The following is a 13183-nucleotide window of genomic DNA, read 5'->3' as shown; positions in this document are numbered from 1 at the left end:
TCGCCCTGCCCTGTAGTTGATTGACGAGGGTGCATTGCTTGCTCAATGCACCCGGCGCCGAAAACCATCACGGGCAAGCCCGCGCCTATTTTTTATGCTTCTTGTTGCGCTTGTCCTGCTTGTCAAAAGCGGCTTCAAGCGCATCATTGATGGTGCGCAGCACCTTGACCCGCGCCCAGCGCTTGTCGTTGGCCTCCACCAGGGTCCAGGGCGCAATCTCGGTGCTGGTACGATCGACCATGTCACACACGGCATTGCGATACAGGTCCCATTTTTCGCGGTTGCGCCAATCCTCTTCGGTAATTTTGAAGCGCTTGAACGGGATCTCTTCGCGGGCCTCAAAACGTTCCAGCTGGGTTTGTTTATCGATGGCCAGCCAGAACTTGACCACGATCACCCCGGCAGCATGCAGTTGCTCTTCAAAATCGTTGATTTCGCCGTAAGCACGCATCCAGTCCGCCTGGGTACAAAAGCCTTCAACCCGCTCCACCAGTACCCGCCCATACCATGAACGGTCAAAAACCGTGAACTTGCTGCGCGCCGGAATCTGGCGCCAGAACCGCCAGAGGTAAGGTTGCGCCCGCTCGTCCTCGGAGGGGGCTGCAATCGGCACGATATTGTACTGGCGCGGGTCCAGTGCCGCCGCCACCCGCCGGATCGAGCCGCCCTTGCCCGCCGCATCATTGCCCTCAAACACCGTAATCAATGCATGGCGGCGCATGCGCTTGTCGCGCATCAACCCCGACAGACGTGCCTGCTCGGTAATCAACTGCTCCTGGTAATCGTCTTTATCAAGCCGGCGGGTCAGGTCCAGGCAGTCCAGCAGGCTCAGCCCGTCAATGAGCTCGGGCAGCGGGGGAATATTGCTGGTCCGCACTCTGGACTTTGGCGCATTGAGTACCGCTTGCATGCCCTCCAGCAGGATTTTGCCGACGGTCAGACTGCGGTAATTGGGATCGACGCCCTCTACGATGTTCCACGGTGCATAGTCACGGCTGGTACGGCGAATGACCCGCTCGCCATAGCGCACGAACTTGTCATAGGTTTGCGACTGCTGCCAGTCCAGCGGACTGATGCGCCAGCTGTGCAGCGGGTCGTCCTTGAGGGCACTCAAGCGGGCTTTCATCTGCTTCTTGGACAGGTGAAACCAGAACTTGAAGATCAATGCGCCTTCATCGGCGAGCATTTTCTCCAGGCGCTCGGCGCCATTGATTGCCTGGTCGAGGACTGCATTCTTGAACACGCCATGGACCCTGCCCTGGAGCATCTGGCTGTACCAGTTGCCAAAGAACACCCCCATGCGCCCCTTGGCCGGCAATTGTCGCCAGTAACGCCATGCCGGCGGGTGTGCCAGCTCTTCGTCGCTCTGACGGTCAAAGGTCCGCACCTCGATCAGTCGCGGGTCCATCCACTCGTTCAGCAGTTTGACCGTCTCGCCCTTGCCTGCACCTTCAATGCCATTGATCAATACGATGACTGCGCAGTTTTTCAGCTGCTGCAATTCGTACTGGGCCTCCAGCAAGGCCTCACGCAAGGCGGGAACTTCCTGATCGTAGGTTTCTTTATCGATAAAGTGACCGATTTCAGCGGATTCGAACATGGAAAGCTCCCTGGACAAGTGTCACAAGACTAGCGGATTGCTCATGCCTGCGCCGGAACAAACCGCATAACCTTGTCATGGGTCAGTGCCGCTGTTGCTGATCAGCTAGAATGGCCGCCTTGCCGTTGCCGAGCCGCACATGACTACTGAAATGCCCAATGCCCAGATTGACTGGGATGACCAAGGCCGCCCCCATTCACGGGTGTTTGATGACGTGTATTTTTCGGACAAATCCGGTCTCGAAGAAACCCGCTATGTCTTTATTGAACAGAACGCCCTGCAGCAGCGTTTCTCTGCCCTGCCCGCCAATGAGCAACTGGTTATCGGCGAAACCGGCTTCGGCACGGGCCTGAATTTTCTGTGTGCCTGGCAGTTGTTTGATCAGGTCGCACACCCTGATGCACGCCTGCACTTTATTAGCGTCGAAAAATACCCCCTGACCCGTGAGGATTTGCAGCGAGCCCTCGCCCTGTGGCCAGAGCTCGCCACCTACAGCGAACAATTGCTGGCCGCCTATTATGCGATTCACCCCGGGTTCCAGACCCTGACCCTGGCCAATGGCCGGGTCACCCTCACGCTGCTGATTGGCGATGTGCTGGAACAACTGCCGCAACTGGATGCGCGCATTGATGCATGGTTTCTCGACGGCTTTGCGCCGGCAAAAAATCCGCAGATGTGGACCCCGGAGCTGTTCGCGCAACTGGCTCGCCTGGCAGCACCAGACTCGACCATCAGTACCTTCACCAGCACCGGCTGGGTCCGCCGGGCGTTGAACGAAGCTGGATTCAAGATGCGTCGAACACCCGGCATCGGCCATAAATGGGAGATCCTGCGGGGAACCTTCGCCGGTTTGCCTGAGCATCCGTTGGCGAGCAGCGGCATCAAACCCTGGTACGCCCGCCCGCCCCGGGTCGGCGGTGAACGTAAAGCGCTGGTGATTGGCGGTGGTCTGTCGGGGTGCGCCACTGCCAACAGCCTGGCCCGCCGTGGATGGCAGGTGTGCTTGCTGGAGCGCCACGAGCGACTGGCCAAAGAGGCATCTGGCAATCCGCAGGGGGTGCTCTATCTCAAGCTTTCAGCCCACGGAACGACGCTGTCACAAATGATTGTCAGTGGTTTCGGTTACACCCGTCGCTTGCTGGAAAACCTGCAGCGCGGACGCGACTGGGATGACTGTGGCGTGCTGCAACTGGGCTTCAGTGCCAAGGAAGCCGAGCGTCAGGCGCAACTGGCTGCAGCCTTCCCCCCGGCACTGGTGCATTTGCTCGGCCAGCCCCAGGCACAGGCACTGGCCGGGATTGAACTGGCCCACGGCGGTCTGTTCTACCCCGAAGGTGGCTGGGTCCACCCTCCCGCGCTGTGCCGGTTCCAGGCCCTGCACCCCAATGTCCAGGTGCTGACCCACCATGACGTATTGCAACTGCACAGAGTCGAGGGCCAGTGGCAGGCCTGCCAGGATGACAAGGTGCTGGCCTGCGCACCGGTGGTGGTGCTGGCCGGTGCAGCAGAGGTCAAGCGTTTCCCCGCCAGCAGCGCACTGCCGCTCAAACGGATACGCGGGCAAATCACCCAACTCGCCCAAACCCCTGCCAGCAGCGTGCTCAAGACCGTGGTCTGCGCCGAGGGTTATGTGGCCCCTGGCCGGCTCGGCGAACATACCCTGGGGGCCAGTTTCGATTTCCATAACGAAGATTTGACCACTACCCCCGAGGGCCATCAGGGCAATCTGGATCTGCTGGAAGAAATTTCACCCGATCTGGCAACGCGGCTGGGCGAGCAACTGGACCCCCAATCGCTGCAAGGCTGGGCCGCCTTTCGCTGCACCAGCCCGGACTACTTGCCGATCGTGGGCCCACTGGTTGAACCGCAGGCATTTGCCCTGGCATATGGCGCATTAAGCAAAGACGCCCGTCAGGTTCCGGATACCCCCTGCCCCTGGCTGGAGGGCCTGTATGTGAATAGCGGCCACGGTTCCCGGGGCCTGATCACAGCACCCTTGTCCGGGGAAATGCTTGCCGCCTGGATCAACCACGAACCCATGCCCGTGCCCCGCAGTATCGCCGAGGCCTGCCACCCGGCCCGCTTCGCGGTGCGGGCATTGGTCAAAAGGCTGTAGCCGGCGGCAATCCGGCAGCGACCCGAATGCTGCTGCCAGGTTTTTTCTTGCGCCGCATACCTAGCTGATCAGCCCGGCCTGAACGTCTGCCAGCCCTGACAAGGCTGGCGCGACGATTTGCCTGCCCAGTGCACAAAAATCGGGTCTGAAATTTTCATTGTTGAGAACTGGCCTGCAACTTCTGGAACATCTGGGCTCTGATCAGCCAGATTCCGTCTGACCAACTGCTCTACAATCCATGTCCGGCAAAACTTTAACTCGCCAAACATGGAGTAGCGTGTGTCTTATTTTTCGCCTCAAAAAAAAATACTTGTAGTCGACGACGACCTCTTCATTGTTGATGAGCTCTGCGAGTTTCTGGAAGGCAGTGGCTACACCTGTGTGCCCTGTCATTCCAGTCGCCAGGCCATTCAACTGTTCCACGACGACCCCTCGATCAGCCTGGTGCTGTGCGATTTACTGATGCCCGAATACGATGGTGTCGAGCTGGTCCAGGCCTTGAGGCTGGTGGCAGGCAAGACCCGCGCCTTTGAGGCAATCATGCTGACCGGCCATGGCGACAAACAAGACGTAATCCGGGCCTTGCGTGAAGGCTTCTCTGATTACTACCAGAAGCCGGTGGATCTTCACGAGCTGCTGGCAGGCCTCAAGCGTCGGGAGAAAGCCCTTGACGATCGGCAAGCAGGTAACCAGGACCTTGGGCACCTGAGTGAGAAGCTGTATAGCCTGATCGATTCGATCAACGACCTGTCCAAGGATATCGGCAAGGCGCAGCAGGCCAGTGCCGCTACAAACCTGATTGCAGACAGGGCTAACTTCTGCGCCGAGGTAGCACCGAACGTCTTCGATCAACTGTCACCGCGCCAGCTGGAAGTTGCAAAACTGGTCAGTACGGGCCAGACAAACTTTCAGATTGCCTGTGAAATGGGTATTACAGAAAACACTGTAAAACTCTATGTATCACAAGTGTTGCGCCTGACTGATATGAGTAACCGGACACAATTGGCGCTGGCCCTTACCCCGGGCAACTCCAGATCCAACCCGCGAGCGCCAGCCTACTGAGCCATGCCAGAGCGAGATAGCGCCCCCCTCTAAAAGATAAATCCGGCATTTTTTTTGCCCGAACGCCTGTGTTGCCATCAGCATTTCATAGTCGCCCCCTGCCGCTTGAAATGTCCGGTTCGCGCAATGCCTGCCCGGGGTTTTTACTCCAGTGACACTTCATTTGCCTGTGAACAGCCCTGGCTTCAGTGCCCGGCGATCCACGATCAGGTTTCAGTAAAGCCGCCCGGCCTGTCTGTCAGCGCCCATCATCAAACCCTTGATACGGCTTGCCGCCGAACCAATGCAACAGGCGCACCCATGCCTGCTTTTGGTGTTTTGTTGCTGCGCCGCAGCGAAACATATCCATGCATTTCGGCCTTTAGCCCAAGCCCGGCAAAGGACAAAACCAGCACCGCCGGTAAAGTTTTATTGAACGATCACGGCATGCAGGCACTCGAAAAACCCAGACTACTTACGGCGGCGCGCTCTGACTGCGCTTTTGCGCCGGAAGGATCGGGAGACAGGTCAGAGCGCTATGTCCGATCCGAAACAGGGCCTGAACGCTACTGGTTATCAGCATTTTGCAATGCCAGGGCATAGCGTTCCGATACTGCTTGCAACCGATGCCAGGTGGATCACCTCTCCCGATCAACTGAGAGGAGTTGAGACGCCTGACATGCTGCGAAAGCGTAGAAAAATCCTGCTTGAACAGCAGCAGTAGCGCGACAGGCCCGGCTTTGAAAGGGTTAAAGCAACATGTGCGGATTAGCTGGAGAGTTACGTTTTGATCATCAACCTGCCGACCTGGCAGCCATCGAACGCATCACCCATCACCTGGCACCCCGTGGGCCCGACGCCTGGGGTTTTCACAGTCAGGGACCGATAGCCCTCGGCCACCGCAGGCTGAAAATCATGGACCTGTCAGACGGCTCGGCGCAGCCGATGGTCGACAGCCAACTGGGTTTGTCCCTGGCGTTCAACGGCGCCATTTATAATTTCCCCGAACTGCGGGCCGAGCTCGAAAGCCTCGGCTACGGGTTTTACTCCGACGGTGACACCGAAGTGCTGCTCAAGGGCTATCACGCCTGGGGCGAAGCGTTACTGCCCAAGCTCAATGGCATGTTTGCCTTTGCCATCTGGGAGCGTGACAGCCAGTCGCTGTTCATAGCCCGCGACCGCCTGGGCGTAAAGCCGCTGTACTTGTCGCGGACCGGCGAACGCCTGCGCTTTGCCTCGACTCTGCCGGCACTGCTCAAGGGCGGTGATATCAGCCCGATGCTCGACCCGGTCGCACTCAATCACTACCTGAATTTCCATGCCGTGGTGCCTGCACCGCGTACCCTGATTGCCGGTATCGAAAAACTGCCGCCGGCCACTTGGATGCGGATCAAGGCCAATGGGCAGACCGAGCAAAAAACCTGGTGGACCCTGCCCTACGGGCCCCACGCCGATGAGCAAAATCTGACCCTGGAAGACTGGCGCGACCGCGTTCTGGACAGCACCCGCGAGGCCGTAGCCATTCGCCAGCGCGCTGCCGTGGATGTTGGCGTGCTGCTCTCGGGCGGCGTCGACTCCAGCTTGCTGGTGGGCTTGCTGCGGGATGTTGGGGTACAGGACCTGTCGACTTTTTCCATCGGCTTTGAGGACGCAGGCGGCGAACGCGGGGACGAATTCCAGTATTCGGACTTGATCGCCAGGCATTACGGCACTCGCCATCACCAACTGCGCATTGGCGAACATGAAATCATCGAGCAACTGCCGGCGGCCTTCCGCGCCATGAGCGAGCCGATGGTCAGCCACGACTGCATCGCCTTTTATTTGCTGTCTCGCGAAGTGGCCAAACATTGCAAGGTGGTGCAGAGCGGTCAGGGTGCTGACGAGCTGTTCGCCGGTTATCACTGGTACCCGCAAGTCGACGGCGCCAGCGATCCATACGCCGCTTACCGTGAAGCCTTCTTCGACCGCAGTTATGACGAATACAAAGCCACAGTGCAGCCCCGCTGGCTGACGGCCAATGACGCGGCCGGCGATTATGTACGCGAGCATTTCGCCCAACCGGGGGCGAATGCCGGAGTGGACAAGGCCTTGCGCCTGGACAGCACGGTGATGCTGGTGGATGACCCGGTCAAACGGGTCGACAACATGACCATGGCCTGGGGCCTTGAAGCCCGCACGCCATTTCTCGACTACCGGCTGGCCGAACTTTCGGCGCGAATTCCCGCACGCTTCAAGCTGCCCGATGGCGGCAAGCAGGTGCTCAAGGAAGCCGCACGACTGGTTATCCCCAGTGAAGTGATCGACCGCAAAAAAGGTTACTTTCCGGTGCCCGGTCTCAAGCATCTGCAAGGCAATACCCTTGATTGGGTGCGCGACCTGCTGCTGGACCCGAGCCAGGATCGAGGGCTGTTTCAACCCGCCATGCTCGATCAGCTACTGACCAACCCGCAAGGTCAACTGACACCCCTCAATGGTTCCAAGCTGTGGCAACTGGCTGCTTTGAACCTGTGGTTGAGCGAACAAGGAATCTAATCAATGAAACCCCTCGCTACGGCCTACAGCCAGCGTTTGTTACGCGGCCAGGCGCCGTCTTATGAACGCCTGCAGGCCCGTTTTGCCGAAGATGGCAGTGAACCGGGCGCAGAGCCCATGGCCATCCATTGCGGCTGGGGGCGACTGCTGATCGGGCATACCTTTCCTGATCCTGCCAGCCTGGCCAACGAGTTGCTGAACGAGCAAACCGGCGAGCGAGATATCGCGCTCTACGTTGCAGCGCCCCAGCAAGTGTTGGCGCAATCACCGCAGCAGCTGTTTCTCGACCCCTCAGACACCTTGCGCCTGTGGTTTACCGACTACCGCCCGGCCACAAGGGTGTTCCGCGGGTTCCGCATCCGCCGGGTGCAAAGTGAGGCTGACTGGAATGCGGTCAACACGCTGTATCAGGCGCGCAATATGCTGCCCATCGACCCGCAGCTGCTGACCGCACGCCACCAGGGCGGGCCGGTGTACTGGATCGCCGAAGATGAAGCCACGGGCACGGTGATTGGCAGTGTGATGGGCTTGAACCACCACACGGCGTTTCATGACCCTGAAAACGGCAGCAGCCTGTGGTGCCTGGCAGTCGATCCACAGTGCTCTCGTCCCGGAGTGGGTGAAGTGCTGGTGCGCCATTTGATCGAGCACTTCATGAGCCGGGGCCTGAGCTATCTCGACTTGTCCGTGCTGCACGACAACGCCCAGGCCAAGAGCCTCTACAGCAAGCTGGGCTTTCGCAACCTGTCGACCTTCACCATCAAACGCAAAAACGGCATCAACCAACCGCTGTTTCTGGGGCCGGGGCCCGAAGCCGGCCTCAACCCTTACGCGCGGATCCTGGTTGAAGAGGCCTACAAACGCGGGATCGATGTCCAGATCGATGACGCTGGCGCCGGGCTTTTCACCCTCAGCCACGGCGGCCGACGGATTCGTTGCCGCGAATCACTCAGTGATTTGACCAGCGCTATCAGCATGAGCCTGTGTCAGGACAAATGCCTGACCCACAAGGTATTGAGCCAAACGGGACTGAACGTGCCGAGCCAGCAACTGGCGAGCGATGCCGATGACAATCTGGCGTTTCTCGAGCAGCACTCGCGGGTGGTGGTCAAACCTGTGGATGGCGAACAGGGCAATGGGGTGGCGGTGGATCTGGAAACCATCGAACAGGTGCAGCAGGCCATTGAAACGGCCCGCGGGTTTGATAGCCGGGTCTTGCTCGAAAGCTTCCACGAAGGCCTCGATCTGCGCATTGTGGTGATCGGCTTTGAAGTGGTCGCCGCCGCCATCCGCCGACCTGCTCAGGTTATTGGTGACGGCCTGCACCGCGTTGACCAGTTGATCGAAGCGCAAAGCCGACGGCGCCAGGCCGCAACCCAGGGTGAAAGCCGTATCCCGCTGGATGGCGAAACCCTGCGCGCAGTACAGGCGGCGGGCTTCGAGTACGACAGTATTGTGCCAACTGGCCAGATAGTGAACGTGCGCCGAACGGCCAACCTGCACACCGGTGGCTGCCTTGAAGACGTGACCGACATTCTGCACCCGGTGCTGGCCGACGCTGCAGTCCGTGCAGCACGGGCGCTGGATATTCCGGTGGTCGGGCTGGACTTGATGGTGGTGGCTGCCGATCAGCCCGAGTACGTGTTTATCGAAGCCAACGAACGGGCCGGTCTTGCCAATCACGAGCCACAACCCACCGCCGAACGCTTCATCGATTTGTTGTTCCCGCACAGTCAGCCGGCACCCTGAAGTACCGTCGCTGAACGTCACCCGGAACCCGCCGCATCGCAGCGATGCGGCGGGCCTCACCTCAGGAGTCATTATGAATCGCACCATCCCTGAACCCGATCTCGACTACCTGCAACGGGTACTCCTGGAAATGCTCGCCATTCCCAGCCCCACCGGTTTTACCGACACCATCGTGCGCTATGTGGCCGAACGCCTGGATGAGCTGGGCATTCCTTTTGAACTGACCCGTCGCGGCACGTTGCGCGCGACCCTCAAAGGTCAGAAAAACAGCCCGGATCGCGCCGTTTCGGCGCATCTGGACACCATCGGCGCCAGCGTACGGGCGATCAAGGACAACGGACGGTTGATCCTGGCGCCTGTGGGTTGCTGGTCCAGCCGCTTTGCCGAGGGCAGCCGTGTCAGTCTGTTTACCGACAACGGAGTGATTCGCGGCAGTGTCCTGCCTCTGATGGCTTCAGGGCATGCATTCAACACCGGGGTGGATGAACTGCCGATCAGTTGGGACCACATTGAGTTACGCCTGGATGCCTACTGCGCGACTCGCGCAGATTGCGACTCACTGGGGGTGAATATTGGCGACTATGTCGCGTTTGACCCGCTGCCGGAATTCACCGAAAGCGGCCATATCAGTGCCCGGCATCTGGACGACAAGGCGGGTGTAGCGGCCTTGCTCGCGGCCTTGAAGGCCATTGTCGACAGCGGTGTACAACCGTTGATTGACTGCCATCCACTGTTCACCATCACCGAAGAAACCGGTAGCGGTGCGGCTGCGGCTTTGCCATGGGATGTTAGCGAATTCGTCGGGATTGATATTGCCCCGGTGGCACCGGGTCAGCATTCCAGCGAACACGCCGTGAGTGTGGCGATGCAGGATTCGGGGGGGCCGTACGACTATCACTTGTCGCGGCACTTGCTGGGCCTGGCCGCCGAAAACGAGCTGCCGGTACGCCGCGATATGTTCCGTTACTACTTCAGCGATGCGCATTCGGCGGTGACCGCCGGGCATGACATCCGTTGCGCCTTGCTGGCATTCGGTTGTGACGCGACCCACGGTTATGAGCGAACCCATATCGACAGCCTGGCGGCGTTGAGCCGATTGCTCGGTGCTTACATCCTGAGCCCGCCGGTATTTGCCAGTGACGCGCAGCCTGCCCAGGGTTCACTGGATCGCTTCAGCCACCAGATCGAGCATGACGCGCAAATGGAAAGCGATACCCGGGTGCCGTCGGTAGAGAGTCTGGTGGGAGATAACCGCAGCTGAATAAACGCAGATCCCCTGCAGGAGCGAGCTGTATGTGACAGCGCTGGACAGCTCGCTCCTACAGTTTTCAAACCATGCCAGCTTCTGATGCACATACACAAAGCGGTGGAGATAACCGGCGCCAAACGCAAGTCACCGTAGGAGCGAGCTTGCTCGCGAGCTGTTCGTTAACACGCGCAAAAGCTCGCTCCTACAGGAAATTGGCGTTTATACCTGAGACTGTGCGCCTTCGAACCATGCAAGCTTCTTACGCAGCAATACCACTTCGCCCACAATCACCAGGGTAGGTGCATGGACTTCGTGATCGGCCACCAGCTTGGGCAAGTCACTGAGCGTGCCGGTAAACACCCGCTGATTGGCCGTGGTGCCTTGCTGGATCAGCGCAGCCGGAGTGTCTGGGGAACGGCCATGGGCGATCAGCTGTTCGCAGATGATCGGCAAACCGACCAGCCCCATGTAGAACACCAGTGTTTGCGCCGGAGCGACCAGGTCACTCCAGGGCAAATTGCTGGTGCCGTCCTTCAGGTGCCCCGTCACAAAACGCACGGACTGCGCGTAGTCGCGATGGGTCAGGGGGATGCCGGCATAGGCTGAACAACCGCTGGCTGCCGTGATACCCGGTACCACCTGGAACGCAATGCCATGGGCCGCCAGCTCTTCGATCTCTTCACCACCACGACCAAAGATGAACGGATCGCCACCCTTGAGCCGGACCACACGCTTGCCCTGTCTGGCCAGATCCACCAATTGGCGGTTGATCTGGTCTTGCGGCACGGCGTGATCGGCGCGGCGCTTGCCGACATAAATACGCTCGGCATCGCGACGGCACAGTTCAAGAATCGCCGGAGCTACCAATCGGTCGTAGAGCACCACATCTGCTTGCTGCATCAGACGCAACGCGCGAAAGGTCAGCAGGTCCGGATCGCCCGGGCCGGCACCCACCAGGTAAACCTCACCGGTAGTGATGGCCGCTTCGCCATTGATCTTGGCCAGCAGCAAACGCTCTGCTTCAGCGCCCTGCCCGGCCAGTTGCCGGTCAGCAATCGGGCCCTGGAAAACGTCTTCCCAGAACCCGCGACGCTGCTGCACATCAGGAAACAAGCCTTTGACCTGGGTGCGAAAACGCGCTGCAAGGCCGGCCAGTTGACCGTAGGTCGAGGGAATCCAGGTTTCAATCTTGGCGCGAATCAAGCGCGCCAGCACCGGCGCGTCGCCACCACTGGAAACGGCAATCACCAGCGGGGAGCGGTCGACAATGGCGGGGAAGATCACGCTGCACAAGGCAGGTGCATCCACCACATTGACCGGCACACAGCGGCGGTGGGCATCAGCGGAAACTTGCGCATTGAGCGGCTCATCGTCGGTTGCGGCAATGATCAGGACACACCCTTCAAGGTCCGCCTCAACATAGCCACGCAACACCTGTTCGCCGCCGCTGCTGTTAATCAATTCGCACAACTGGGGCTCGATGGCGGGTGCGACAACCCGCAGTAGCGCACCGGCATCGGCCAGCAGCCGGGATTTGCGCAGGGCAATCTCCCCGCCGCCGACCACCAGTACACGGCTGCCACGCAGGTTATGAAACAGCGGCAGAAACTCCATTTAGCCGATGACCTCGATGCCGCCCATGTAGGGCTTGAGCACTTCTGGCACACGGATCGAGCCGTCTGCCTGCTGGTAGTTTTCCAGCACCGCTACCAGGGTGCGGCCTACAGCCAGACCCGAACCGTTGAGGGTGTGGACCAGTTCCGGCTTGCCGGTTTCCGGATTACGGAAACGCGCTTGCATACGGCGGGCCTGGAAATCGCCACAGTTGGAGCACGACGAAATTTCGCGGTACTTGTCCTGGCTCGGGATCCACACTTCCAGATCGTAGGTTTTAATTGCGCTGAAGCCCATGTCGCCGGTGCACAGCGCCAGCGTGCGGTATGGCAGTTCCAGCAGTTGCAGCACTTTTTCAGCGTTGCCAACCAGACCTTCCAGCGCGTCCATCGAGGTGGAAGGCTCAACGATCTGGACCATTTCAACCTTGTCGAACTGGTGCTGACGGATCATGCCGCGGGTATCACGACCCGAAGCCCCGGCCTCGCTGCGGAAGCACGGGGTGTGCGCCACAAACTTGATCGGCAGGGATTTGTGCTCGACGATTTCGCCGGCAACGATGTTGGTCAAGGTCACTTCAGCGGTCGGGATCAGATAAAAATCGGCTTCGCCTTCGCGGCTGATCTTGAACAGCTCTTCTTCGAACTTGGGCAGCTGGCCAGTGCCTTGCAGCGCCGGGGCCTGGACCAGATAAGGCGTGTAAGCCTCTTCGTAGCCGTGCTCGCCGGTGTGCAGGTTGATCATGAACTGCGCCAGTGCGCGGTGCAGGCGAGCGATAGGCCCGCGCAGCAAGGCAAAGCGGGCACCGGACAATTTGGCGGCGGTTTCGAAATCCAGCCAGCCGTACTGCTCGCCAAGGGCGACGTGGTCCTTGATTTCAAAATCGAAGGCAGTCGGCGTTCCCCAGCGGCGGATTTCGACATTGTCGTCTTCATCGGCACCGACCGGCACGGAGGCGTCCGGCAGGTTCGGCAGGCTCAGCAGGATCGAGTCCAGCTCGGTCTGGATGGCGTCCAGCTCGACCTTGCCACTGGCCAGATCGCTGCCCATGGTTTCAACACTGGCCATCAGTGGCGCGATATCTTCACCGCGAGCCTTGGCCTGGCCAATGCTTTTGGAAATGGCATTGCGCTCGGCCTGAAGCTTCTCGGTCAGGGTCTGGACTTCTTTACGCTTGGCTTCCAGCGCGTCGATGCGCGCCACGTCCAGCTTGTAGCCACGGGATGCCAGGCGATCCGCTACGTCCTGCAGGTTGGTACGTAACAGTTTGGAATCGAGCATG

The 13183-nt window shown here is 59.7% G+C and carries 8 protein-coding genes; 5 read left to right on the top strand and 3 right to left on the bottom strand.

Translation table 11 applies throughout. The features are described 5' to 3' along the window. Positions 1 to 85: 85 nt before the first annotated feature. A complete protein-coding gene (gene pap / locus JQ845_RS07425) occupies positions 86 to 1600 on the bottom strand; it encodes a polyphosphate:AMP phosphotransferase (RefSeq protein WP_003447059.1) in 1515 nt (504 codons plus the stop codon). Positions 1601 to 1739: 139 nt separating this feature from the next. On the opposite strand from pap, the gene mnmC reads away from it, so the two are divergent. From mnmC to JQ845_RS07400, 5 genes are all read left to right on the top strand, one after another. Then, a complete protein-coding gene (gene mnmC / locus JQ845_RS07420) occupies positions 1740 to 3716 on the top strand; it encodes a bifunctional tRNA (5-methylaminomethyl-2-thiouridine)(34)-methyltransferase MnmC2/FAD-dependent 5-carboxymethylaminomethyl-2-thiouridine(34) oxidoreductase MnmC1 (protein ID WP_203008821.1) in 1977 nt (658 codons plus the stop codon). Positions 3717 to 3995: 279 nt separating this feature from the next. Beyond that, a complete protein-coding gene (locus tag JQ845_RS07415) occupies positions 3996 to 4778 on the top strand; it encodes a response regulator transcription factor (protein WP_203008820.1) in 783 nt (260 codons plus the stop codon). A 738-nt stretch (positions 4779 to 5516) separates the two neighbouring features. Next, positions 5517 to 7289, top strand: coding sequence for an N-acetylglutaminylglutamine amidotransferase (locus JQ845_RS07410; protein WP_003447052.1), 1773 nt, complete (start codon positions 5517 to 5519; stop codon positions 7287 to 7289). A 3-nt stretch (positions 7290 to 7292) separates the two neighbouring features. Beyond that, positions 7293 to 9038 (top strand): N-acetylglutaminylglutamine synthetase, encoded by a 1746-nt coding sequence (gene ngg, locus JQ845_RS07405; RefSeq protein WP_003447050.1) that lies wholly within the window; start codon positions 7293 to 7295, stop codon positions 9036 to 9038. Positions 9039 to 9111: 73 nt separating this feature from the next. Next, complete coding sequence (locus JQ845_RS07400) at positions 9112 to 10299, top strand: osmoprotectant NAGGN system M42 family peptidase (RefSeq protein ID WP_003447048.1); 1188 nt, start codon at positions 9112 to 9114, stop codon at positions 10297 to 10299. Between the two features lie 207 nt (positions 10300 to 10506). Here the strand turns inward: JQ845_RS07400 and cysG are convergent, their stop codons facing one another. Both cysG and serS read right to left on the bottom strand, forming a co-directional pair. Then, positions 10507 to 11901: a siroheme synthase CysG gene (cysG, locus tag JQ845_RS07395; protein ID WP_003447046.1), complete on the bottom strand. Its 1395-nt coding sequence runs from the start codon at positions 11899 to 11901 to the stop codon at positions 10507 to 10509. Further along, a complete protein-coding gene (serS, locus tag JQ845_RS07390) occupies positions 11902 to 13182 on the bottom strand; it encodes a serine--tRNA ligase (RefSeq protein WP_003447044.1) in 1281 nt (426 codons plus the stop codon). Position 13183 lies beyond the last annotated feature (1 nt).

The sequence above is a fragment of the Pseudomonas paraversuta genome (assembly GCF_904063065.1).
GTDB classification, from domain to species: Bacteria; Pseudomonadota; Gammaproteobacteria; order Pseudomonadales; family Pseudomonadaceae; genus Aquipseudomonas; species Aquipseudomonas paraversuta.
The sequence above is the reverse complement of the archived record's forward strand: the minus strand, read 5'-3'. Positions and strand labels throughout refer to the sequence as shown.